Source organism: Moorena sp. SIO4A1, assembly GCF_010672065.1.
Classification (GTDB): Bacteria; Cyanobacteriota; Cyanobacteriia; order Cyanobacteriales; family Coleofasciculaceae; genus Moorena.
The window spans coordinates 229,958-254,613 of the sequence record NZ_JAAHHX010000011.1; the positions used below are offsets into that span (position 1 = coordinate 229,958).

Consider the following 24,656-nt stretch of genomic DNA (forward strand, 5'->3'; position numbering starts at 1 on the left):
GAAAGTTAGTTAACAATCGTAAATAAAATATTAATAAAATATATATTTTTAGTTAAATTTTAAGTTGACAATCCACCATTAGAATTGAGAATGTCATAAAAAATAAACTTAACGACAGAAGACGATTATGGTCACCGCCCCTACACCAAAGACAAGACCACAGCCAACGGTCAAAATCGGCCCAACTCAGCTGCTGATTAACAACGAATGGGTAGAGAGCGTCTCTGGGAAACGATTCGAGACGATTAACCCTGCTACAGGAGAGGTGATCTGTGATGTGGCTGAGGCTGATGCCCCAGACGTTGATAAAGCAGTAGTGGCGGCTAGGACAGCCTTTACCAGTGGAGACTGGCCCAAAATGTCGGCCACCCAGCGGGGGGAGTTACTCTACAAGCTAGCTGACTTAATCGAAGCAAACAAGGAAGAAATAGCACGGCTGGAAACCCTAGACAATGGGAAGCCCTATCGTGATTCGTTTAATGCAGATTTGTCTCTAGTCATTGCTTGCTATCGGTACTATGCTGGCTGGGCAGATAAGATTCAAGGCAAAACAATTCCCATCAGCGGACCCTACTTCTGCTACACGCGCCATGAACCTGTGGGAGTGGTTGGTCAGATTATTCCTTGGAACTTTCCACTGTTGATGCAAGCTTGGAAGTTAGGCCCAGCATTGGCAGCTGGTAACACCGTGGTGATGAAAACGGCGGAACAGACTCCTTTATCAGCGTTGCGGATCGGTGAACTGATTATCGAAGCAGGTTTCCCTCCTGGTGTGGTGAATCTTCTTTCAGGCTATGGACCAACCGCTGGGGCTGCGATTTCACATCATATGGATATCGATAAAGTTGCCTTTACCGGCTCCACTGAGGTAGGGCATCTAATTATGGAAGCTGCAGCTAAGAGTAACCTCAAGCGGGTCACTCTAGAACTTGGTGGTAAGAGTCCTAACATTGTCTTTGCTGACGCTGACATGGATAAAACCATTGAGGGCGCTCACTTTGCCCTGTTCTTTAACCAAGGACAGTGCTGTTGTGCTGGTTCGCGGCTGTTTGTGGAAGAGAAGTGCTATGACGAGTTTGTAGACAAGTGTGTGAAACGGGCACAAAATCGTACAGTTGGTGACCCGTTTGATGCCAACACAGAACAGGGTCCCCAAGTGGATCTCGAACAGTTCAATAAGGTGATGGGCTATATTGAGTCTGGTCAGCAGGAAGGAGCTCAGATGTTGTGTGGTGGTGGCCGAGTTGGCGATCGCGGTTACTTCATCGAACCGACAGTGTTTGTTGATGTCCAAGATCAGATGAAGATTGCTCAAGAAGAAATCTTTGGCCCAGTGATGAGCATTATTAAGTTCAAAGATATCGATGAAGTGATTCAGCGGGCAAATAATACTATTTATGGCTTAGCCGCAGCCGTGTGGACAAAGGATATTACTAAAGCTCATGCGATCGCAAACAATGTCCGTGCTGGTACTGTCTGGGTGAATTGCTATGATGTGTTTGATGCCGCTGCTCCCTTCGGTGGTTTCAAGCAGTCTGGGATTGGTCGTGAACTTGGGGAGTATGGCTTGCAGCAATACACCGAGGTCAAGACAGTGACCGTTCAATTGTAGCATTGTAGCAATCACAAAGCCTGGGTTTTAATATCAACAACCCGAAAGGCTAAAGCAAAAGAAGGCTACAGCTAGTTAGTTGGTAATTTGGGACAAGGTAATGGGTAATGGGGAATTGTCAGCCAATTTCCTATTGCCCATTACTTTATGCTGTGCTCAAGGTTCAAGTTAAAGTTCAGATTAAAGTTCAGAACAATTGCTTATGATAGCATCTGCGGATAATTACCCTTTAATAAAAATCTCCCCATCTCCCCATCTCCCCATCTCCCCATCTCCCTATCTCCCTATCTCCCCATCTCCCTATCTCCCTATCTCCCTATCTCCCCATCAATTTTCTTGATTATGGCTAGTTAACCGGACTTGATATTATACTCGGACAATCATTTAAAGTCCTATGATGTTATTCCTTAAGGTTTCTTGATCCGGATCAATTTAGAAAAAAACAAGTGTTCAGTGTGAGTTGTCCATTTAGCAGCCGTTTATTAAATTTTGTTAAGCACCCTTGGCTTAAATCCACTAACATAGAACAGAATTAGAGAAAAGGGCTAATTATAGAGATTGAGAAGGTTTCATGAAGTACGGAATTGATATTGGTCACAACTTGCGTGCTGATACAGGAGCTCAAGGTATCAGAGTAGAAGATGAAATGAATAGGGACGTGGGAACGAGAGTAATTTCAAAATTGAGAGACTTGGGACATCAGGTAGTTGAATGCAAGCCTAAGAGTGCGAGTACTTTGGGCAGCTCGCTGCGGCAACGGTGCAATATAGCCAATGCTAATCGAGTTGATCAGTTTGTTTCAATTCATTTTAATGCATTTAATGGCCAAGCTAATGGAACAGAAGTATTTGCGATTAGTGATACTGCCAAAAAAATTGCCCAGCCAGTTTTAGAAAAGATAGTGGAGTTAGGTTACTTCAATAGAAAGGTTAAAAATGGCTCTCATTTATATGTCCTCCGATATACCAATATGCCAGCAATTCTCATAGAAAGCTGCTTTTGTGATTCCCAGAAAGATATGGAACTCTACGATCCAGAAGCATTGGCTAATGCAATTGTTAAAGGATTAACAGGAGAAGAGCCACCAACTACTAAATCTTCCTCTGACGATAATGTTATAGAATTACAAAAAGCTCTCAATCGCTTAAAAGTTAAAAGTCCTGCTGGTCAGCCATTAGTAGAAAATGGCTCCCTTGATCAGGCGACTATAGCAGCAATAAAAACATTTCAAGCTATTGTAGGAATTAACCAAACTGGAATTGGTGACTCGACCACATGGAAGACTATTAATCAGATTCTTGAGCAACCCATACTTAGACCTAATCATGCTGGAGGGACCACGGTAAAATATCTCCAACGTCGGGTGGGAACTCAGGCAGATGGTATCTTTGGTTCAGGCACCGCAAGTGCTGTGATCAGATTTCAGAAACAACAAGGTTTAACGGCTGATGGTATCGTCGGACCACAAACTTGGAGTAAATTGATTGACTAGCAAGGCTTTGAGCCACGTTGATCATTCGACCAGCAGTTGCCTCATGTCTCACCCGATCAGGGAGCGTGAGATTAATGGGGGACAGGAATTATAATAGTTGAAGGTAATAACGAATATTACTGATTACTAGTATAGTTTTCCGTTAACAGGATAAGATAGTCTAATGCTCCATATAATCCTGACAATTTATCAATCGTAAAATTCTCGATATTTTGAGTAAAAATGTCCCTTTGTAATCGTCCAAATTGCCATAAATTACCATCAGTAACTATGCCATAAACAGGACGTTGAACATCTTGAGGTGCGACCCGTGGCGAATTTAATTCGCCAACGGAAAGCGCACCTAATATTTTTTTGGAAGCTACCAACTCGGCAAGGCATTGCCCCCAACCTTGTTGAAAATCATTTTTCTTCGCTTCAACAATAATAACCAGTGGTTTTTCTAAAACCGTTTTTCCTAATTCCGATTTTGTCGAAAATATATAGTCAGGAGTCCCTGAAAGCACTTGGTCATAGAAAATGCTTTTTTGAATCCAGAAAGCATAGGTTTTATAGTATTTTTTATAGAGTTATCGCAACAATGGGGAAATGATAATTTCACTCCGGGAAGCTTCCGAGCTGAATACATCTATCGTTTCTTTATAAAACTCTAGGTCTTTCAAAAAAATTTCTGGTGGGTCAGTGTCTTGAGAAACTATAAACGTTCCCTCTTCGTATTTAATTTGATAGTGTTTCTGTACATCAGCAATAGTTTTAAAGTCGCTAAATGCCATAGTTTATCAGTCTCCTGATTGGGTCTAATCATATCTTAGACATCAAACTATCTCGTTATGATATTGGAACAGATGTGCGCCGTAGCCTAAGAGACTGTTGATAAAGTAAATTATAAAGTACATCTTAAAAAAGCGATTAGTCGCTGACTGTCATAGCACTTACCAACTATAAATAGCGATCGCTCTTAACCAGAATAAATAAGTATAAATACTTGATTACTTACAAAAATCAAGATTTGACTACAATTTAACCAATGCGATCGCTAAACAACATTAAGAGGGTGAAGCCAAGCTCGGGTTTGCTGGTTGTTGGGTAGTCGAGTGCGATCGCTTTTAGCGGAAGCTGAGGCCTAAGGCCAATCGCTCTTAACCAGAATAAATAAGTATAAATACTTGATTACTTACAAAAATCAAGATTTGACTACAATTTAAGCAATGCGATCGCTAAACAACATTAAGAGCCAGAATTCCTTATTCTCGGGATTATGATCTATTTGGAGCTCTTAGCTGATCGGGTAAGCATTCAGCACTCAGCACTCAGCACTCAGCACTCAGCACTCCGCTTAATCCTTACGGCCAGGGAGAAGCTGACGTAACAAAGATTAAACTAATGCTTACCTGTTTTATTCAAAAGTCAAGTAGCGTGGCACAGGCTTCTACCGTGGCACAGGCTTCGACGCTGAGACCTAACCCATAAGCTGATAACTGATACGCGACACGCTGATAGCTGATTGCTAACAAATTAACTTATGAAAAAATCGATATTCAAAGAAAACCGAAAGTATACATTTAGTGACTATTTTGCGATGACCAATCCCACTGAGGAAATTGTTGGTGAGTTTGGTTACTCCTTTGCCATTGAAGTAATTGACCTCCCTAAGTCTACTAACTATGACCTAGATATCATTCAACAGCTCAACCATACCTACTACACCATTATTCCCAAAATAAGCATTACCTCGGAAATTGCCAAACGGGAATTTCTGATTGCCCCACTAATCCTGGAAATTGCCAAGCTGCTCCCAGTTAAAGTCAATGTTGAGTATCCCCTAGACATTAACGATCAGCTAGGGGGAGCGCTAGACTACTTATTAAAAAGTAGTCAAAATCTGATTATTATAGAAGCCAAAAAGAAAGATATTGATGGTGGTTTCAACCAGTTAGCAGCAGAATTAATTGCTTTAGATAAGTATGAAGAGAGCGAATCTATTGAAGTCCTCTATGGCGCTGTTACTCTGGGGGATATTTGGAAATTTGGAACCCTTGATAGGAAACGGAAGCACATTGCCAAAACTATTCAAAGTCAGACTATTCCTAGGGATACAGAAGAGATATTCTCAATTCTGATTGGAATACTAAGCTTAAAACCAGGGCAGAGTTCAATTAAGTTGTAACCTATAATCTATAACCTGCAACCTATGGTCAATCGGGAGTAACCGATCATGATTATTGTCATTGACAACTACGACAGCTTTACTTACAACTTAGTACAGTACCTAGGAGAATTGGGTACCCAATTACCTGTTGCATCAGAGATTCAGGTCTATCGCAATGATAAAATTGATTTACAGAAAATTCGCCAACTCAACCCAGATGGGGTAGTGATTTCTCCAGGACCAGGACGTCCTGAAGATGCTGGCATATCAAGTGCTATCTACAGCAATTTGGTGTCAAATATACCAATTCTAGGGGTTTGCTTGGGTCATCAAGCATTGGGTCAGGTATTTGGTGGGAAAATTGTTTCGGCACCAGTATTGATGCATGGCAAAACCTCAGAGATTCATCACACTGGGGTTGGGGTTTTTCGGGAATTACCCAATCCTTTCACAGCGACTCGATACCATAGCTTAGTTATTGACCGCAGCAGCTGTCCTGATGTCTTGGAAATCACGGCTTGGGTAGATGATGGCACAATTATGGGAGTTAGACATCGGAACTATCCCCACCTCGAAGGCGTCCAATTTCATCCAGAGAGTATTTTGACCTGTTCTGGTAAGCAACTTCTAAAAAACTTCTTAGAATCCCTGCCAGCATCTGCTACTCTCTCTATATCTCCCTGAAAATAAACTTGTTTCCAAGAAACCATGAAACGGCGACAGTTGATGCGCTATGTGAGTGCGGGTGTACTCACAACTCTTTCAACCGGCTTAGCTTCTGGACTCACTTCTTACCAAGCACAGCCATCACGCAATGTACTGACAGTACAGTGGCTTGGTCATACCTGCTTTTTATTTACTGGGGGTGGTGTGCGAGTTTTAGTCAACCCATTCCAAACCATTGGGTGTACGGCTAGATATAAATCACCAAAAGTAGAGGCAGATTTAGTCCTAATCAGTAGCCTACTACTAGATGAAGGAGCAGCGGAAGGAATACCGGGGAGTCCCCGGCTCCTCTTTGAACCGGGTATTTTTCAAGTAAATGGGCTAAAATTCGAAGGAATTAGTATTCCTCACGACCGAGTCGGTGGACGTCGGTTTGGTAATAATGTGGCTTGGAAATGGACTCAAAATGGTATCAATATCCTACACCTGGGAGGAGCAGCAGCACCTCTAGATATTGAGCAGAAAATTCTGATCGGGCGTCCTGATTTAGCGTTGATTCCAGTAGGAGGGGGACCGAAAGCTTACAACCCTCAAGAAGCTAAACAGGCATTTGATTTCCTTAAGGCCAAGATCATGATTCCTACTCATTTCCGAACCAAGGCCGCTGATGCCGAACAGTGTGATATTTTGCCACTGGAGGAGTTTTTAACATTGATGAAGGACACACCCATACGCCGTGCCAAAAACGATACCATTAGGATTAGCTCAAGGGATTTATCCCAGGATGGGTCAGTGATTCAACTAATGAGTTACAACTACAACTTTTAGAATGGGCTTGCCTAGCCCCTTACCCAGACTGCAACCGCTTTTCTGGACTGGTGGAGTCCCACACGCTGAGAACTCCAGTGACGCTCAGTAGTTTATGGAAGCTATCTCAGTCCAACCTAGCATAAGAATCCCCAGCTATAATTTTTAATTTAGCTGGGGTGCGTTCAAATAGCTCTCTATAGGCACCAGTTAGAAGTATCAGTTAGTCAAACAGCAGGATGTGTTAGCCAATTACTTTTCAGACATCCTCTTAACTAGTCAAGTCGGAGTTGGTACAACCTATACGGTAAAATTGCCATTAACCGGTTATATCTAGGTGGGCTTAGGCTAAAAAGAAATATAGCGAACAACTAACCAATAACTACATGATTCCACAAACCGAATATAAAGAGCGTCGTGAACAGTTGATGAGTAAGATTGGCAACGGGACCGCTATCTTTCGGAGCGCCCCGGTTGCCATTATGCATAATACTGTGGAATACAATTTCCGACAGGATAGCGATTTTTTTTACTTGACAGGTTTCAATGAACCAGAGGCCGTAGTTGTACTAGCGCCCCATCACGAAGAACACCGATTTGTCCTGTTTGTGCAACCGAAAGAACCAAAGAAAGAAGTATGGACAGGCTATCGGACAGGTGTCGAAGCAGCAAAAGAACTATTTGGTGCTGATGAGACCTATCCGATTACTGAGTTGGATGAGAAGTTACCTCAGTATTTAAAAAAGGCCGATCGAATTTATTACCACTTGGGACGGGATAAAGCTTTCAATGATACCATCCTGAAACACTGGCAAAGGTTGATGGCTCTTTATCCCAAGAACGGAACCGGACCGATGGCTCTCGAATCCACTAACTTAATTCTCTATGGGATGCGCCGGGTTAAGAGTACTAGGGAATTGAAGTTGATGCGTCAAGCTGTGGAAATCTCTGTGGATGCCCATAACCATGCTAGAGCATTTACTCAACCTGGACTTTATGAATATGAAGTGCAGGCAGAGCTAGAACATGATTTTCGGCGACGAGGTGCCATCGGACCGGCATATCCGAGCATAGTAGCATCTGGGGCTAATAGCTGCGTTCTACACTATACCGAGAACAATCGACAGATGCAAGAGGGGGATTTACTACTGATTGATGCTGGTTGTTCTTATGGGTATTATAACGCTGATATTACTCGGACATTTCCAGTGGGTGGTAAGTTTACCCCAGAGCAGAAAATTCTGTATGAGTTGGTCTTGAAGGCACAGTTGAATGCGATCGCACAAGTTAAACCAGGGAATCCCTTTAATCAATTTCATGACACGGCTGTGAAAATCCTGGTGGAAGGGTTAATCGATTTGGGACTCCTGGCTGGTGATAGTGAGGAAATTATTAAAGAAGAGAAATATAAACATATATATATGCACCGCACTGGTCACTGGCTCGGGTTGGATGTCCATGACAGTGGAGGCTACAAACAGGGGGAAAACTGGCAGATTTTTCAGCCCGGTAATGTAGTAACAGTGGAACCAGGACTTTATATTGGTCCTGATATTGAGCCTGTGGAAGGTCAGCCAGCTATTGATCAGCGCTGGCGCGGGATTGGGATTCGGATTGAGGATGATGTGTTAGTGACTGAGTCAGGGAATGAAGTATTGACTGCTGGTGTACCGAAATCCTTAGAGGAGCTAGAGACTTAAGCTATTGTTCATCTACACCAAGATATCAGCCCGTGGGTGGTGCGTTGTAAAATTAAGAATGTAGAATTAAGAATGTAGAATTAAGAATGTAGAAGGTAGAATGAAGAATGAAGAATGAAGAATGTAGAATTAAGAATTAAGAAGGTAGAATTATAGGTTCTAAAGTTTAAATTATGTATGCTGACAGAAAACCTTCAACTTTAAATTGATAATTACCAATTCTAAATTGTAAATTATAAATTATAAATTATAATTTATAAATTCGTAAGCATTCAGCGGTCAGCGGTCAGCCGTCAGCTTTGTGGCACAGGCTTCTAACCTGTGACTTTCGTGACTATTAAACGAATGCTTACCTGTTTTATTCAAAAGCTGTTATTGTAGCGTGCCCTATCCCATAAGCTGATAGCTGATAGCTGATAACTGATAGCTGATAACTGAATGCTTACCTAAATTATAAATTCTTAATTCTTAATTCTACATTCAAAAGGTCTTTGCAGAATGGGTTAGTGGATCAAACTCAAATCGCTGGTCGTAGTTTGTTTACCCATAAATATTAAAGGTAATTGTTGGTTCATCTCCCATTGCTTCCACACTATGGATCCCATCAGAGGTAAAACTAATAATATCTCCAGGGAATAGGATTTTTTCCCCAACTTGTTCGATGCGATCGCAAAAATCTGGGTCATCAGTACGCCGCCAAAAGGTGTTTTTTTCCTGGCCACTGATCACCGCTACTACTCCCCATGTACCATGGTTGTGAATCGGAGAAACTCCCACAACCAATACTGCTCCTGGTGAGAGTACTACAGAGCAAGGCAATCCTTGTGCTGGTAAAAAAAATCCTTGTGCAAGTAAAAAGAATCCTTGTGCAAGTAAATCCAATCCTTGTGCCGCTAAATAAGCTTCGTTAATCATCTACACCGATGATCACCCGTACCTAAGATACCCTGATCATCGGTGGATTTGCCCCTATTACTGCTGGTGTGATGGCAGCTTAGCATTTCCCTGGGGATACTACCTGGGCATACTACCTGGGCATACTAGCAGATTACTTAATTGCTGCCTCGCGCTATGTCTGTGCCAGCCGCCCTTCCCTTTACCTGTAGGGCTTCTATAGGATCTGATCATAATAAGTTTGACAGCTTGTAATGTATATGACACCTTGTCATATAATTGAACCATTGACAGTCATGGTTCAATTTTTTTTATGAAAAACATAGCATTGAAAAAGCTACTATCACTGCTTGTGGTAACCGTCTGTATCTTGACCTTTACCTATGGTTGCGGCGGCCCAACTACAGCAACTGTTCCTCCAGAAACCACACCTGCCCCAGCTGCTGAAGTTGCCCCAGAGCCGGAATCCCCAGCGGAACCCACTGAGGTGGCTGAAGAAGAACCCGCCCCAGCGGAACCCACCGAGGTCGCTGAAGAAGAACCCGCCCCAGCCGAACCCACCGAGGTCGCTGAAGAAGAACCCACTCCAGCCGAACCCACCGAGGTGGCTGAAGAAGAACCCGCCCCAGCCGAAGCCACTGAGGTGGCTGTAGCACCTGAGCCTGCTGCCGCAGCTGCTCCAGAAACTTACACTGTAAAAATGGGTACAGACAATGGCCAACTAAAATTTGACCCAAGTGTTCTTACCATCAAACCGGGGGACACCGTCAAGTGGGTGATGAACAAAATTGGTCCTCATAATGTTATTGTTGAGGGCAACGAATCACTGAGTCATAAAAACATGTTGATGTCTGCGGGTTCTTCCTATACATCTACATTTGATGAGCCTGGTAAATACTCCTACTACTGTGCCCCTCACCGTGGTGCTGGCATGGTAGGCAAAATCAATGTTGAAGCTGCATCATAGTAGCACTAGGACTAGGGCTGTTGATCAAGACTTTATTTGGAATGTGAAAACCACAGAGGTTTCACAAGATTAACTATTCTAAGACTTAAGCGATCGCAAATCGTGGTAGTTTAGTGAACTTAAATCAAGACTTACCTAGCAACTATAACCCTAGGGTATGACTTAAGGGCGCACGGTGTGCGCCCTTACTGCGTTTCAAGTCAGGAAGAAATCAAGAAGTTTGACAGCTTGTCTTTTGACGGAAAGAAATACATGATCTGACAATCCTGTATGGACTAGCGAACTTGTTTTTTTTAATCTCATGAGACAAATTGCATTGAAAAAGCTACTATCACTCTTAGTGGTAACGGTCTGTGTGTTGACCTTTACCTATGGTTGCGGTAGCGCAACTACAGCTACTGTTCCTCCAGAAACCACACCTGCCCCAACTGCTGCAGTTGAAACAGTGGAATCCCCAGCGGAACCCACCGAAGTAGCAGAGGAAGAAACTACTCCTGCTGAACCAGAAGCAGTAGCAGAGGAAGAAACTACTCCTGCTGAGCCAGAAGTAGTAGCAGAGGAAGAAACTACTCCCGCTGAACCAGAAGAAGTAGCTGTAGCACCTGAGCCTGCTGCTGAGCCAGAAGCAGTAGCAGAGGAAGAAACTACTCCTGCTGAACCTGTCGAAGTAGCTGTAGCCGTAGATGACGCAGCCCTAAAGAAATCAGCACAAGTCTTCTCAGCCAACTGTGCCGCTTGTCATGCAGGTGGAAAGAATTTAATCAATACCCAAAAAACTCTGAAAAAGGATGCCCTTGAGAAGTATGGCATGTATTCTAAGGACAAGATCGTTTACCAGATCACCAATGGTAAACCCCCCATGCCAGCCTTCAAAGGTAAGCTAAAAGAGGAGCAGATTGCAGCGCTTGCTGATTATGTGCTGTATCAAGCTGACAATGGTTGGTAATAGCTTGATTCAATTGGGTTTATAAACGATTTGTGAAAATCAATCGTAAGCATTCAGCTATCAGCTATCAGCTATCAGCTATCAGCTCTCAGCTATCAGCTATCAGTGATCAGCTCTCAGCTATCAGCTAAAGGCTGACTAATAACGGCTGACGGCTGACGGCTGACGACTGAATTCTTACTCACAACCTATTTATCATTCCTAGATCAGTATTAGTGGTTAGTAGTTAGTTGTTGGTGTTATTTTCATTACCAACTAGCTACTGACCACTAATTATTTTTTATAGCGCTGTGCTATAGCTTAGGACTTACGCATTTGCCCCCTAAATCCCCCAATTCTGGGGGACTTTAACTCAATTTCCCCCCAAAATTGGGGGGCTAGGGCGTGTTTTCAAAGTTTTCCGCAAGATTTAGATCCCCCCCAGCCCCCCTTAAAAAAGGGGGGAGCCATAGTCAAAGTCCCCCTTTTTTAAGGGGGACCAACGGGGGATCTCCGAGGCAAGAAAACACACCCTAGGGGGGCGAAATCAAGTTAACCGCGTAAGTCCTATAACTGAAGATCTTTCTAATAAGATGATTATTGATTTAACATTTTATCGGTATTTACTAATGATATTGATCGAGATTTTTTTTCCATTAATCATCACCTAAACATCAAATCATCAAGGGGTGATAATGATCATTATCACCCCTTGAGCCCCTAAGATTATTCGTCTTGCTCCATCGGCAGACCTATATCAAGAAAAATCAAAAATTTCGCATCGGGCATCAACTGCTTCAGAGCCTGGGAATAGCTTTTGGCATCGGAAAGGTTCTCAAACCGAGCGAAAACTAGTGGTGGCATCGGTGGCAATAGCCGAATCATTACCCATCCGTATAGTTGACTGTAAGACATAATGTAAGTTGTCTCCTTTACATGGGGATCAAGAGCCAGCCCGAGCCCGACAAGATCTGCGGGCTGGCTCTTCCGTGGAATTTATTCTCCACGTTTTCAGTATATCACAAAAAATATTAGATTATAGCATATTTTAAAAAATTTTGTAACAAATTCCTTTAGGGAGTCGGGAGTCGGGAGTCGGGAGTCGGGAGTCGGGAATAGGGAGTAGGGAGTAGGGAATAGGGAACAGGGAACAGGGAACAGGGAATAGGGAATAGGGAGGTATAAAGTTTATGGAAGGTATAGAAGATGTAGGATGTGTAGGAAGTATGGGGTGGGGCGATAATTTTGTATTTTATTAAGTTTTTTTGGTCAGGATTTGTGATATCCTCTCGGTAGTTGTTAGTAAAACAATCATAATCACCGATAGCGAACCCGTTTCTAATGGGAACTCCCCTGCTGCGGTTTTCCTTAGGGATTCTAATCGCAAAGGCATAGCAAACCCATCTTATTAATAAGCAAAAATCCGATAAGCATCACTACTATAACTATCACTAGTTAGACTATGTATCTGTGATCAAGTAGGTGTTTAAAATATAGCGGTTTCTAGCCTAATCAGGTACACAGGATTTTTTCCCTACTCCCTACTCCCTACTCCCTATTCCCTACTCCCTACTCCCTACTCCCTACTCCCTACTCCCTAATTTATAGCTCACCCAATTAATAACTCCTAAAAATGCTAATGAAAGCTCAAACAATTCTAGCGAGATATGCCCAAGGAGAAAGGGATTTCCGAAAGGTAAATCTCAGGGGTCAGTCATTCCAAGGGAGAAACCTGTCTGGGGCAGATTTTAGTGACGCTGATCTTAGAGGAGCTAACTTTAAGAATGCGATGCTCAGGGGAACTAAGTTCTGTAAGGCAAAGGCTGGATTACAAAGATCCTGGTCAATTGTTATTCTATTGGTTTCATCGATAGCGTTAATACTATCAGCAATTGCTTCATTTTATGGTGGGAGTTATGCAGCATTTATTGTTAACTATGTCCAGGGTTCAAACCTAATCTTTGCCTGGATAGCCTTGGTAGCAATAATTGTTTTATTTTTTGTTATCCTTGGTCAAGGTATTCAAACAGTCCAAGCTTTAGTGGTAGGCTTGGTCTTTGCCTTTGCCGTAGCTGTCGCTGTCGCTGGAGCCTTTGGCTTAGCCTTCCCCTTCGCCCTAGCCTTTGCCTTAGGCTTACCCTTGGTCATAGCCCTAGCGGTAGCTACCACTGGAGCGGCAGTGGAAGTGTTTGATGGTGTCTTAATTGGAGTCTTAGGCTTGTTGGTAGCAGTAGGTGGAGCTGTAGCTGGAGTCTATGCCATACAGCAGTTAGCCTTGCCCTTTGCCAGAACCGGAACCTTGGGCTTCCAGCTCGCCTCTTCCTTAGCTGGAACTTTAGCCTTCCTCTTGGCTTTACTTGGTTCTTACCTGGGCTGGGGTGCTCTAACGGAAGACCCTAAACATGCCTGGATTCGGACGAATGCGATCGCATTTGCGGCTACAGGGGGTACTAGCTTTTACAACGCTGACCTAACCGATGCTGACTTTACCGGAGCGACGCTCAAAAATACAGATTTAAGACAGGCTAATCTTACTGGTACTAGTATGGATAATACTAGTAAACTTGACTTGGCTAGACAGAGCTAAGGTGAGCTATCAGCCGTCAGCTGTCAGCTTATTTGCTACGGCCAACGGCTGAGGGTTCTTTCCCTATTCCCTGTTCCCAGATCCGCTGTTCCCTTTCCATTAATATAGCGCTATACTTTTAAAGTTTCTTAATTTGCTTCAATCAGAAAATATGATATATTGTTCAGTGAATATACTGAACCCAGTTTATCATCAAGACTCTGTTCCTTCGGTTTTCCCTAGGGAGTCTAATCCCTAAGTCAGGGGAAATACATCTAAATTAATTAATCAGCACAAATAATCTAATTATTAATACTTCAGGTAAGCCGTCAGCCGTGAGCTTTTAGCTCACGCTACGCGAACAGCCGTCAGCTCTTAGTTATCAGCTTGTTTTATTCAAAAGCTGAATGCTGAATGCTGAATGCTGAATGCTGAATGCTGACCGCTGAATGCTGATAACTGATAGCTTACTATGTTACTACCACTAATGGAAGCTATGAAAGCTAATGAAGTTCTAACCAGATATAAGAATGGAGAAAGGGATTTCCGCAGGGTAAATCTCAGAGGTCAGTCTTTCCAGGGGCAAGACCTTTCAGGAACAGATTTTAGTGAAGCTGATATTAGGGGAGCCAACTTTAAGAATGCTATTCTAACCGGAACTAACTTCTGTAAGGCCAAGGCGGGATTACAAAAACGGTGGGTAACTGTTCTTCTGTTAGTTTCCTGGATAGTGTCAGGACTATCAGGAATTCTCTCCTTCCTTGGTGGGGGGGTAGTAGCGTTTATCTTTGACAACTTAGATAACCAAGTCTCCAGCTGGATAGCTTTGGTTTGTGTAATTATAGTATATATTGTTATCCTGCGTAAAGGTATGGGAGCAGGAGCCGTCCTCGGTTTCGTCTGTGCTTTCGGTGCCGTCAGCACCGTTGCCATCGACAGCGGCAGCGTCAGCGGCTTCGCCTGCCCGATTGCCATCGCCAGCATCTATGCCGTTGCCATCACCAGCGCCAGCGCCAAGACCAGCGCCAGGGCCAGCGCCAGGGTCGTTAGCCTCTTCATCACCAGCGCCAGCGCCAGCGCCATCGCCTTCCGATTAAGCGGATCTGTAGACATAGCCGTAGCCATAGCTGTAGCCTTAGTCTTAGTATTACTTGGTGCTTACCAGGGCTGGCGTGCTCTAAAAGGGGACCCCCGAGATGCCTGGATTCGCACTACTGCGATCGCATTTGCGGCTACAGGGGGTACTAGTTTTTACAACGCTGACCTAACCAATGCTGACTTTACCGGAGCTACCCTCAAAAGTACAGATTTAAGAAAGGCTAATCTTACTGGTACTAGTTTGGATAATACTAGTAAACTTGACTTGGCTAGACAGAGCTAAGGTGAGCTATCAACCGTCAGCTGTTAGCTGATAACAAGGGTAAATATTCAGTTGGGAGTGGGGAGCACTTCCCACATTCCCCTTTCTTTCCCTGTTTCATGGGTATAGCGCTATAGTTTTTGATTGTTCTAAGTCTTTTCGCTCAGGATTTTAAGTGTTTTATCTGAGAAATTGTTATATACTCAGAGCTCTGGTTTGTGATAGGATCATAATTGATTAAATTGAATCAGTTTCTAATTGAAACTTCCCTCCTTTGATTTTCCTTGGCGATTATGATCGCGAAGGCAGGGAAAATGCATCTAAATTAATCAGCAAAAATACTCTAAGAATCAATACTTAAGGTAAGCATTCAGCAGTCAGCTGACGTAACAGAGATTAAAGCAATGCTTAGCTGTTTTATTCAAAAACTGTTCGCGTAGCGTGTGCGTAGCACATAAGCTGATAGCTGATAAACCACTATATAACTATCACTAATGAAAGCTGAAGAAGTTATAAGCAGATATAAGAATGGAGAAAGGGATTTCCGTAAGGAAAATCTCAGAGGTCAGTCATTCCAAGGAAAAGACCTTTCAGGGGCAGATTTTAGTGAAGCTGATATTAGGGGCGCGAACTTTAAGAATGCTACTCTAAAGGGAACTAAGTTCTGTAAGGCGAAGGCTGGATTACAGAAACGGTGGACAATTGTTCTTCTGTTAGTTTCATGGATAGTGTCAGGACTATCAGGAATTGTATCCTTACTTGGTGGGGCGGTAGTAGCGTTAATCTTTGACAACGACTTAGAATCCCAAGTCTTCGGTTGGATAGGTTTGGTTATACTAATTGTAGTATATAGTGTTATCCTGCGTCAAGGGCTCGGAGCAGGAGGCGCCATCGCCAGCGTCATCGCCAGCGCCATCGCAATCGTCATTGCAATCGTCTTTTCCATCCCCATACCCGTCGCCAGCGCCATACCCGTCGCCAGCGTTATCGCCAGCGCCACCATCATCGCCATCGCCACCATCATCGCCAGCGCCAGCGCCAGCGCCATCGCCACCATCATTACCAGCGCCACCATCATCGCCAGCGCCGTCGTGGGTGCCTTCAGATTAAGCGGACCCGTAGACATAGCCGTAGCCATAGCTGTGGGCTTAGTCTTAGTATTACTTGGTGCTTACCTGGGTTGGCGTGCTCTAAAAGGAGACCCCCGAGATGCCTGGATTCGCAATATTGCGATTGCATTTGCTGCTACAGGAGGTACCAGTTTTTACAACGCTAACCTAACCGATGCTGATTTTACGGGAGCTACCCTCAAAAGTACAAATTTAAGAGAGGCTAATCTCACCTGTACCTGTTGGCGAAATACCATAAAACTTGACCGAGCTAGACCAGGTAAAACTATCTTAGCTGATACTGCTGTCAGAGAATTATTGATAACTGGTAATGGTTATAATACTAATTATAGTAATGCCAATCTTAGAGGCGCAAATTTAAAAGGAGCTAAGTTAAAAAGGGCTAATCTAAAACTGGCTGATATTAGCGAAGCTACCTTAGAGGAGGCTAATTTAGAATGGGCTAATTTAACTGAAGCTCAAGCAGTTGGTACTGATTTTACTCATGCTTATTTAACCGGAGCTTGTTTAGAAGCGTGGAATATTGACTCAACAACTACCTTAACTAATATTGATTGTCAGTATGTCTTTTTACTAGAGAAGCCCAATCCTCAAGGAAGTCGAGAGCGTCGTCCCCATGATCCTGATCGGGTTTTCCAACCAGGGGATTTTGAAAAGCTCTATAAAAAGATTATGAATACCGTGCAGATTCTGCTGCGGAATGGTGTTAATCGAGAAGCATTTCGTCAAGCCTTCCAAAAAATAATGGCGGAATATCCTGAAATTACTCATGATTCGATTCAAGCCATTGAGAATAAAGGTAATGATGTTTTGCTTACCTTGGAAGTGCCAGAAGCCACAGATAAAGGTAACGTTGAAAAACAATTTTTACAAGTTTATGAAGTTAGGTTAAAAGCAGAGAAAAAAATTGCTTTTCTAGAGGGTAGAGAAGAGGCGATAACTCACCATATTCAGGATCTAAAGGAAATTGCTATAGCCTCTAAAAGCAATCAGTCATCGAATCCTATAGTTAATTTTACAAATACAGCTAAAGCGGAGAGTAATATGTCAGATAATTCACAGAGTTTTAATATAGGTAATATAGATCAAAGCCAAGCTAATAATCCTAATAACTTTAATGTTTTAAACGACAATGCTAGACAAGTTAACACGAATAATTTTACATCAGAGCAAAAACAAAGCTTAGCCGAAGCAGCAGCAGAAATCCAGCAACTCCTAAACCAACTATCCCAGACTAATCCCACGACAACCAACAAAGAAAAGATGATAGTTGTAGGTGAAGTTATTGACCAAATTGAGACTAACCTAACCTTAAAAAATAAGGTTATCAATGCCCTGAAAGCAGGAGGAGTAGAAGCCTTCAAGGAAGCTATAGATCATCCTCTGGTGAATATTTTGATGGCTACAGTCGAGGGATGGACAGAGGTTTAGGCGTAGGGTGCGTTAGGGACGGGCTCGCAATGATTTTCTCCGTCGCCAGTGTTTAAAAAGCCCGTCCCGTAACGCACCACCGGGTTAAACAGCTTTAATGAGATGTATGAAATTAATGTTTAGTAGTAATTTCCGAAATAGCGTTGCCTCAGTCTTTGAATGAATATCAGTAGAGTGGGCATCCTGCCCGCCCGCAAATCTATTAAATATCAGTAGAGTGGGCATCCTGCCCGCCCGCAAATCTATTAAATATCAGTAGAGTGGGCATCCTGCCCGCCCGCAAATCTATTAAATATCAGTAGAGTGGGCATCCTGCCCGCCCGCAAATCTATTAAATATCAGTAGAGTGGGCATCCTGCCCGCCCGCAAATCTATTAAATATCAGTAGAGTGGGCATCCTGCCCGCCCGCAAATAAGCATGAATATCAGTAGAGTGGGCATCCTGCCCGCCCGCAAATAAGCATGAATATCAGTAGAGTGGGCATCCTGCCCGCCTGAAAATAAGCATGAAACTGGCAAGATGCCAGTTCCACGCCTGATGCCCATTCCATGATCTATTGAAACTGGCAAGATGCCAGTTCCACGCCTGATGCCCATTCCATGATCTATTGAAACTGGCAAGATGCCAGTTCTACCAAGATGCCCATTCCATGATCTATTGAAACTGGCAAGATGCCAGTTCTACCAAGATGCCCATTCCATGATCTATTGAAACTGGCAAGATGCCAGTTCCACGCCTGATGCCCATTCCATGATCTATTGAAACTGGCAAGATGCCAGTTCTACCAAGATGCCCATTCCATGATCTATTGAAACTGGCAAGATGCCAGTTCCACGCCTGATGCCCATTCCATGATCTATTGAAACTGGCAAGATGCCAGTTCCACGCCTGATGCCCATTCCATGATCTATTGAAACTGGCAAGATGCCAGTTCCACGCCTGATGCCCATTCCATGATCTATTGAAACTGGCAAGATGCCAGTTCCACGCCTGATGCCCATTCCATGATCTATTGAAACTGGCAAGATGCCAGTTCCACGCCTGATGCCCATTCCATGATCTATTGAAACTGGCAAGATGCCAGTTCCACGCCTGATGCCCATTCCATGATCTATTGAAACTGGCAAGATGCCAGTTCCACGCCTGATGCCCATTCCATGATCTATTGAAACTGGCAAGATGCCAGTTCTACCAAGATGCCCATTCCATGATCTATTGAAACTGGCAAGATGCCAGTTCTACCAAGATGCCCATTCCATGATCTATTGAAACTGGCAAGATGCCAGTTCCACGAATTTCGAGCCTACTCCAGTCAGTAATGCCACCGATTAAGATGAGAAATAGGAACAAATTTCTCTAATCTTGTCACAACAACCAACAATGAAAGGACTCTGGCTCGAAAACCAGCAACTGCAACTGCGCACTGACCTACCTGTGCCATCACCACCCTCTGATGAAGCCTTAGTGCGGGTGTTGCGTGCGGGGATATGCAACACGGATTTGGAACTAATCCGAGGCTATTACCCCTACAAAGGTATATTAGGTCATGAATTTGTTGGTGTTGTGGAAGATGGACCAGACAATTTAGTCAACCAGCGGGTGGTGGGAGAAATTAATGCCGCCTGTGGTGAGTGTCGATTTTGTAGAAGTGGACAACCGACTCACTGCCAAAACCGTACTGTCTTAGGTATTGTTAACCGTAACGGAGCCTTTGCTGACTATCTGACCTTGCCAGTAAAAAACTTACATCCCTTACCCGATACTATTTCTACTGATGCCGCCACCTTTACTGAACCTTTGGCTGCTGCTCTGGAAATTCAGGAACAAGTCAGGGTTGCTCCCGACCACCAGGTGTTAGTAGTCGGAGACGGTAAGCTCGGACAACTGGTAGCACAAACCCTAGCCCTAACGGGCTGCAATTTGCTAGTGATTGGCCGTCATCACGAGAAGTTGGCCAATTTAGAAGCAAGAGGAATAAAGGTAGGCTTTGCCGATGCCATCACTAACGGTAGTTTCGATATCTCAGTCGAGTGTACTGGCAACCCCGAAGGCTTTGCCCTTGCCCGTGGAGCCTTGCGCCCACGAGGTACCCTGGTACTAAAAAGTACCTACGCTGGCCAGCTAACCTTTGATGCATCATCTCTGGTAGTAGACGAAATCACGCTAATCGGTTCCCGTTGCGGTCCCTTTAAACCAGCAATTAATTTATTAGCACAAGATAAAGTAAATGTCAACTACCTGATCCAAGCTCATTACCCAGTTGAAGAAGGGTTAACCGCCTTTAACCATGCCCAGCAGCAGGGAGTCTTGAAAATTTTACTGACCATGGATCAGAACTCTTGAAACATGATCAATAGGTGATGGGATGTCAGCTATCAGCGGTCAGCTATCAGCTATCAGCTGAATATCAGTAGAGCGGGCATCCTGCCCGCCTGGGTATTATACAGGCAAGATGCCCGTTCCACGCCTGATGCCCGATACAGGCAAGATGCCCATTCCACTCAATCTCAGTAGAGCGGGCATCCTGCCCGCCTGGGTATTATACAGGCAAGATGCCCGTTCCACGCCTGATGCCCGATACAGGCAAGATGCCCATTCCACTCAATCTCAGTAGAGCGGGCATCCTGCCCGCCTGGGTATGATACAGGCAAGATGCCCATTCCACGCCTGATGCCCGATACAGGCAAGATGCCTATTCCACTCAATCTCAGTAGAGCGGGCATCCTGCCCGCCTGGGTATGATACAGGCAAGATGCCCGTTCCACGCCTGATGCCCGATACAGGCAAGATGCCTATTCCACACTCCCTATTCCCGATTCCCTACTCCCTACTCCCTACTCCCTACTCCCTACTCCCTACTCCCTACTCCCTACTCCCTTTACTAAACCATGACTTATCAACAACAATCCGAATTCGAGAAATCTCTAAATATCCGTGCGATGACCACCAAACAAATTTGGTCTTATTCTACTGTGATGTTAGCGATTTGTATGATTTTTGCCCCAGGCAGATATAAGTTAGCTCTACCGATGATTGTCATCGGGGGCGCAGCAACTAGCACCGCTTTTGTTTGGCACTCTCATAACAAGTCCGATAAAACCCTTCTTCCTAATCAAGTACAACAAATAGAAGAACGCCTCGGTAACATAGAAACTATTGTGGGACGGGATGATTTGGAAGTAAATTTGAAACTTAAACAGTTAGAAGAAAAGATATAGTACAGCAGTTTTAAATTGGATGAGGTACAAATTCTTGGGTTTTAGGGAGCAGGGAGCAGGGACTTCGGAGCAGGTAATAGGTAAAAAATACTGTGTACCTGATAGCTAGTAAAAACGCTGTATTTGTAAGTTTAGGTATAAACGAAATATAGTATTATAATTGAGTATTATATCAGGCTCGATTATAGTATATAAGGCTAGATAATTTGGAAAGATATCACCTAATATAGCGTTGATCATACTTATGAGGTACAGTCAATCTTATTACCTCTACTCCCTACTCCCTACTCCCTACTCCCTGCTCCCTTAAAAAAAAGACCTCACCTAATTGAAAACCGCTATACAATAATAATGCTCAAAACGAAGACTTATGTAACTGCTACACTATCTACACTACTCCTAGCACTAGTAATTGGATGTAATGGGGCGGATTCCCCAAAGGGTGTATCTCCATCTCCTGATCCAGATGCTTCCAAGTCCTCAGAACCAGAGAATGCACTAAAGGTGATCCAAAAGCCTGATCAACCCCTAACTGTTGCGGAAACGAATCCTAATCCAGGAAGCCAACAGAGTGTTGACCAATACCTGAAAGGATTATCCGCCAAAGGGATGACCAAGACCAATCAAGGGATATGGATCGAATCAGGAGATACCCTCTTAGCGAATTACCAAGGCACTACTCCCTTACCCGCAGCATCCCTTACCAAAGCAGCCACCACCCTAGCCGCTCTTTCTACTCTTGGTCCTGACCACCAATTCATTACCAAATTTAGCGCCACCGGACCGATTGAGAACGGGGTGCTACAAGGAGACCTAGTGGTTGAAGGATCAGAAGACCCCTTTTTTGTTTGGGAAGAAGCCATAGCAGTAGGCAACCAGTTAAATCAGTTAGGAATCAAGCAAGTAACCGGTAATTTGGTGATTGTGGGTAAGTTTTATATGAATTTTGAGACCTTACCCCTCAAAGCTGGCACTCTGCTCAAGCAAGGCTTGAATGGTAAGAGTTGGCCACCAGCAGCAGAAACTCAGTATCAGACCTTACCCCCAGGTACCCCTAGACCAGAAATTGCGATCGCAGGCTCTGTGCAAGTGGTAGCTTCACCCCCTGACAACCTACAGCCCCTAGTGCGCCAGTATTCCTTTCCCTTGGCGGAACTGCTGAAGAAAATGAATCGCTACAGTAATAATAAAATGGCCGACATGCTAGCGAATACAGCTGGTGGTGCCAAAGTGGTAGCCCGCAAAGCAGCAGAAGCAGCGGGAGTACCCCAATCAGAAATTAGCTTAATCAATGGGTCTGGTTTAGGTGAAGAAAATCGCATGTCTCCTCGGGCTGTCACTGCTGTATTTCTCGCCATTGAGCGCTATCTTCAGCAATACAACATGACCGTTGCTGATGTATTTGCCATCGTAGGAGAAGACAAAGGTATATTAAATGAACGTCCATTGCCTAACTTAGCAGTAGTGAAATCCGGTAGTTTGAATTATGTTAGTACCTTAGCCGGAGCCTTACCAACTCAAACCTATGGCACTGTTTGGTTTGCTGTCATGAATTCAGGAGGAGACTATACCAAATTCCGGACTGAGCAAGAGATGCTGCTAAAAGAATTAGTAACTAAATGGGGAGTGGTGCAATCTCTTCCTCCTGACATTAAACCATCACCTCAGAGGATCGGTAAGAGGTCGTTTAGTGAAATTGTTAGGTAGGGAGTAGGGAGTAGGGAGTAGGGAGTAGGGAGTAGGGAGTAGTCAGCGGTCAGTAGTCAGCAGTCAGCCGTGGCACAGGCTTCCAGCCTGTGACCTAACCCGCTGCATCGCTTATTCAAAAGCACCGATCTAGTAGCGTGGGCATAAGCTGATAGCTGGTAGCTGATAGCTAATAGCTGATAGCTTACCTCCCGAATCCCGACTCCCGATTCCCGATTCCCGATTCCCGACTCCCCATTCCCGACTCCCTGCTGTATCCTAGTTGAGTGTTAACTAAACTCTCATTAACTGAGAAATATAGATGGCAAACCCAACCGCAACCCTAGAAACCTCTTTAGGCACAATTACCGTGGAATTGTTCACAGATGTGATGCCAGAGACAGCCGGTAATTTCATTAAACTAGCCAAGTCTGGTTTCTACGATGGTCTTCATTTTCACCGGGTGATTAATAACTTCATGATTCAGTTTGGCTGTCCCTATAGCAAGGATCCCAATAGTGGTCGCGCCGGTACCGGGAATGGTCCTGACGGCTGCATCCAGGATGAGCACCCGGACAATGCCAAAATCTCCAATCAGCCAGGTACATTATCTATGGCAAATACCGGTGCTCCCAATAGCGGTAGTTGTCAGTTTTTCATCAATACACGAGACAATTCCTATCTCGATTGGTTTTCTCCAGGTCCCTCGAAGCACCCGGTTTTTGGTAAAGTGACTGAGGGTATGGATGTGGTGCAAAAGATTGAAAGCACCCCTACTGATCGCGGTGATCGCCCCAAAACCCCTGTTCAAATGGTGAAAGTGACGATTAACGAGTAACGTCAGCTATCAGTAATCAGCTATCAGTTATCAGCGGTCAGCAATCAGTTATCAGTTATCAGTTATCAGTTATCAGCTATCAGCTATCAGCTACCTGTAGGGTGGGCAAGGTTTTGCCCACCCTACACATGGAGTCTGTGGGTAAGTCCTGATCAAATAAGCTGACGGCTGACCACTGACGGCTGACCACTGACCTTTTCTCTTTTTCTAAGATATTCTTCAACAAGCCGAGTTGATATAATATGAATATATCACTAGGGGAGCAAATTCTTTAGTGTTAGCGTCTACCGGGAATAGTCTGACTTAGGAACGGTAAAACCCATGAACACATCACCCTGGCTAGCAGCTACTGCCATCACTACAGCTTCTTGCCTTACCTTAGGCGCTATCAATCCAGCAGCAGCCAATACTTTTGACAACATCGAAGTTAACGGAAACAATTTTATTGCCGTTGCTGCCCCTTTTGGTTATAACAGCTATCAATTACTAATCATCGAGCAGATTGCAAACTGGCAAGCGTGCTGGGGTGAACGTGGCACTAACCCAGTTGTAGTAGAGCCTCTGCTGCTCAACTTTGACTTTACAGGAATTTGTGGCCGCAGTACCGACAGCAACGGCTATTCTATGCGCGTCGATAGTCAAGACTTCGGCCTAGACTATATGCTCAGAGTGGTTAAGCGGAATGGGGAATTGGTATTAGTAGGGAGTCACCGCATTGACCGCAATGCCCCAGACATTGAGCTTGGCCGCACCAGAGGTTTGGCTAATGGCTTTCTCAAAATCTTTCTTGATCCTGGTTGGCGATTTACCAAACGTGTCTATCAAGGCAGACAATTAGGTCACATCTATCTTACCTATGGTGCGATCGCTAATACTGTCGCGCCACAGTGGAACAGTAGCCCTCAACCTTCACCACCTACCCCCAGCAGGGAATATATTTTTACCAAACCACAAGCCCAACCAAAGACTAGTGGTGAACGTTTTCCTGACACTAGCCCTCAACTTCCAGCACCTGCACCGGCAGAATCCTCAGATGATGGCATACCAGTGTTTGAGGGGTCTAATTAAGAATTTCACGAGTAGGGAGATAGGGAGATAGGGAGATAGGGAGATAGGGAGATAGGGAGATAGGGAGATAGGGAGATAGGGAGATAGGGAGATAGGGAGATAGGGAGATAGGGAGATAGGGAGATAGGGAGATAGGGAGATAGGGA

General features: G+C 44.2%; 26 protein-coding genes and 1 pseudogene. 19 read left to right on the forward strand and 8 right to left on the reverse strand.

The annotated features are described in order from the left end of the window. Positions 1-127 precede the first annotated feature (127 nt). Entirely contained in the window at positions 128-1,612 is a 1,485-nt protein-coding gene (locus F6K53_RS11920; RefSeq protein WP_293080811.1) for an aldehyde dehydrogenase family protein, read from the forward strand. Positions 1,613-2,183: 571 nt separating this feature from the next. Continuing rightward, the gene (locus tag F6K53_RS11925; RefSeq protein WP_293072562.1) at positions 2,184-3,104 is read left to right on the forward strand and encodes an N-acetylmuramoyl-L-alanine amidase; all 921 of its coding nucleotides are present in this window, start codon (positions 2,184-2,186) and stop codon (positions 3,102-3,104) included. A 116-nt stretch (positions 3,105-3,220) separates the two neighbouring features. On the opposite strand, the gene F6K53_RS11930 is transcribed toward F6K53_RS11925, so the two are convergent. Continuing rightward, on the reverse strand, positions 3,221-3,610 hold the full coding sequence (locus F6K53_RS11930; RefSeq protein WP_293072560.1) for a hypothetical protein: 390 nt from the start codon (positions 3,608-3,610) through the stop codon (positions 3,221-3,223). Between the two features lie 63 nt (positions 3,611-3,673). Beyond that, positions 3,674-3,877: a hypothetical protein gene (locus F6K53_RS11935; RefSeq protein ID WP_293046860.1), complete on the reverse strand. Its 204-nt coding sequence runs from the start codon at positions 3,875-3,877 to the stop codon at positions 3,674-3,676. 749 nt (positions 3,878-4,626) lie between these two features. On the opposite strand from F6K53_RS11935, the gene F6K53_RS11940 reads away from it, so the two are divergent. The 4 genes from F6K53_RS11940 to F6K53_RS11955 all read left to right on the forward strand — a co-directional run bounded on the left by F6K53_RS11940 (position 4,627) and on the right by F6K53_RS11955 (position 8,426). After that, positions 4,627-5,271 carry a hypothetical protein gene (locus F6K53_RS11940; protein WP_293080813.1) on the forward strand — a complete coding sequence of 215 codons (645 nt, stop codon included), beginning with the start codon at positions 4,627-4,629 and terminating at the stop codon, positions 5,269-5,271. Between the two features lie 48 nt (positions 5,272-5,319). Beyond that, positions 5,320-5,937: an aminodeoxychorismate/anthranilate synthase component II gene (locus F6K53_RS11945; protein WP_293017474.1), complete on the forward strand. Its 618-nt coding sequence runs from the start codon at positions 5,320-5,322 to the stop codon at positions 5,935-5,937. Positions 5,938-5,961: 24 nt separating this feature from the next. Beyond that, positions 5,962-6,747 carry an MBL fold metallo-hydrolase gene (locus F6K53_RS11950; protein WP_293017473.1) on the forward strand — a complete coding sequence of 262 codons (786 nt, stop codon included), beginning with the start codon at positions 5,962-5,964 and terminating at the stop codon, positions 6,745-6,747. A gap of 365 nt (positions 6,748-7,112) precedes the next feature. Beyond that, the gene (locus tag F6K53_RS11955) at positions 7,113-8,426 is read left to right on the forward strand and encodes an aminopeptidase P N-terminal domain-containing protein (RefSeq protein WP_293080816.1); all 1,314 of its coding nucleotides are present in this window, start codon (positions 7,113-7,115) and stop codon (positions 8,424-8,426) included. Positions 8,427-8,966: 540 nt separating this feature from the next. Here F6K53_RS11955 and F6K53_RS11960 read toward each other — a convergent pair. Then, entirely contained in the window at positions 8,967-9,341 is a 375-nt protein-coding gene (locus F6K53_RS11960; RefSeq protein WP_293080819.1) for a hypothetical protein, read from the reverse strand. 292 nt (positions 9,342-9,633) lie between these two features. Between F6K53_RS11960 and petE the strand changes: the two genes are divergently transcribed. Together petE and F6K53_RS11970 are read left to right on the forward strand one after the other, a co-directional pair. Then, positions 9,634-10,287, forward strand: a complete 654-nt coding sequence (petE, locus tag F6K53_RS11965; protein WP_293080821.1) for a plastocyanin — start codon at positions 9,634-9,636, stop codon at positions 10,285-10,287. Positions 10,288-10,588: 301 nt separating this feature from the next. Further along, positions 10,589-11,233, forward strand: coding sequence for a c-type cytochrome (locus F6K53_RS11970; RefSeq protein WP_293073376.1), 645 nt, complete (start codon positions 10,589-10,591; stop codon positions 11,231-11,233). Positions 11,234-11,938: 705 nt separating this feature from the next. Here F6K53_RS11970 and F6K53_RS11975 read toward each other — a convergent pair. Further along, positions 11,939-12,127, reverse strand: a complete 189-nt coding sequence (locus F6K53_RS11975; RefSeq protein WP_293080823.1) for a hypothetical protein — start codon at positions 12,125-12,127, stop codon at positions 11,939-11,941. A gap of 724 nt (positions 12,128-12,851) precedes the next feature. Between F6K53_RS11975 and F6K53_RS11980 the strand changes: the two genes are divergently transcribed. From F6K53_RS11980 to F6K53_RS11990, 4 genes and pseudogenes are all read left to right on the forward strand, one after another. Further along, a complete protein-coding gene (locus F6K53_RS11980) occupies positions 12,852-13,799 on the forward strand; it encodes a pentapeptide repeat-containing protein (RefSeq protein ID WP_293080826.1) in 948 nt (315 codons plus the stop codon). Positions 13,800-14,250: 451 nt separating this feature from the next. Beyond that, positions 14,251-15,159 (forward strand): pentapeptide repeat-containing protein, encoded by a 909-nt coding sequence (locus F6K53_RS11985; RefSeq protein WP_293080829.1) that lies wholly within the window; start codon positions 14,251-14,253, stop codon positions 15,157-15,159. Between the two features lie 473 nt (positions 15,160-15,632). After that, positions 15,633-15,782 (forward strand): annotated as a pseudogene (locus tag F6K53_RS45835) (pentapeptide repeat-containing protein); the annotation flags it as partial. A gap of 183 nt (positions 15,783-15,965) precedes the next feature. Next, positions 15,966-17,699: a pentapeptide repeat-containing protein gene (locus tag F6K53_RS11990; RefSeq protein WP_293080831.1), complete on the forward strand. Its 1,734-nt coding sequence runs from the start codon at positions 15,966-15,968 to the stop codon at positions 17,697-17,699. Positions 17,700-18,080: 381 nt separating this feature from the next. Here F6K53_RS11990 and F6K53_RS11995 read toward each other — a convergent pair whose 3' ends face one another. The 3 genes from F6K53_RS11995 to F6K53_RS12005 form a co-directional block, all read right to left on the reverse strand. Then, the gene (locus F6K53_RS11995) at positions 18,081-18,320 is read right to left on the reverse strand and encodes a hypothetical protein (protein WP_293080834.1); all 240 of its coding nucleotides are present in this window, start codon (positions 18,318-18,320) and stop codon (positions 18,081-18,083) included. 135 nt (positions 18,321-18,455) lie between these two features. After that, positions 18,456-18,878 carry a hypothetical protein gene (locus tag F6K53_RS12000; RefSeq protein WP_293080837.1) on the reverse strand — a complete coding sequence of 141 codons (423 nt, stop codon included), beginning with the start codon at positions 18,876-18,878 and terminating at the stop codon, positions 18,456-18,458. Between the two features lie 34 nt (positions 18,879-18,912). Continuing rightward, positions 18,913-19,050 carry a hypothetical protein gene (locus F6K53_RS12005; protein WP_293080839.1) on the reverse strand — a complete coding sequence of 46 codons (138 nt, stop codon included), beginning with the start codon at positions 19,048-19,050 and terminating at the stop codon, positions 18,913-18,915. Positions 19,051-19,080: 30 nt separating this feature from the next. Between F6K53_RS12005 and F6K53_RS12010 the strand changes: the two genes are divergently transcribed. The 6 genes from F6K53_RS12010 (at position 19,081) to F6K53_RS12035 (ending at position 23,442) form a co-directional block, all read left to right on the forward strand. Continuing rightward, a complete protein-coding gene (locus F6K53_RS12010; RefSeq protein ID WP_293080854.1) occupies positions 19,081-20,043 on the forward strand; it encodes an alcohol dehydrogenase catalytic domain-containing protein in 963 nt (320 codons plus the stop codon). A gap of 109 nt (positions 20,044-20,152) precedes the next feature. Further along, entirely contained in the window at positions 20,153-20,314 is a 162-nt protein-coding gene (locus F6K53_RS12015; protein ID WP_293080842.1) for a hypothetical protein, read from the forward strand. 138 nt (positions 20,315-20,452) lie between these two features. Then, complete coding sequence (locus F6K53_RS12020; protein ID WP_293072930.1) at positions 20,453-20,716, forward strand: hypothetical protein; 264 nt, start codon at positions 20,453-20,455, stop codon at positions 20,714-20,716. Next, on the forward strand, positions 20,691-20,918 hold the full coding sequence (locus F6K53_RS12025) for a hypothetical protein (RefSeq protein WP_293080845.1): 228 nt from the start codon (positions 20,691-20,693) through the stop codon (positions 20,916-20,918). The genes F6K53_RS12020 and F6K53_RS12025 overlap by 26 nt, the downstream gene beginning before the upstream one ends. A gap of 351 nt (positions 20,919-21,269) precedes the next feature. After that, positions 21,270-22,625, forward strand: coding sequence for a D-alanyl-D-alanine carboxypeptidase (locus tag F6K53_RS12030; protein WP_293017455.1), 1,356 nt, complete (start codon positions 21,270-21,272; stop codon positions 22,623-22,625). A 301-nt stretch (positions 22,626-22,926) separates the two neighbouring features. Then, complete coding sequence (locus F6K53_RS12035) at positions 22,927-23,442, forward strand: peptidylprolyl isomerase (RefSeq protein ID WP_293017453.1); 516 nt, start codon at positions 22,927-22,929, stop codon at positions 23,440-23,442. 79 nt (positions 23,443-23,521) lie between these two features. Here the strand turns inward: F6K53_RS12035 and F6K53_RS12040 are convergent, their stop codons facing one another. Then, positions 23,522-23,665: a hypothetical protein gene (locus F6K53_RS12040; RefSeq protein WP_293080848.1), complete on the reverse strand. Its 144-nt coding sequence runs from the start codon at positions 23,663-23,665 to the stop codon at positions 23,522-23,524. Between the two features lie 98 nt (positions 23,666-23,763). On the opposite strand from F6K53_RS12040, the gene F6K53_RS12045 reads away from it, so the two are divergent. Further along, complete coding sequence (locus F6K53_RS12045) at positions 23,764-24,510, forward strand: DUF3747 domain-containing protein (RefSeq protein ID WP_293080851.1); 747 nt, start codon at positions 23,764-23,766, stop codon at positions 24,508-24,510. Positions 24,511-24,656 lie beyond the last annotated feature (146 nt).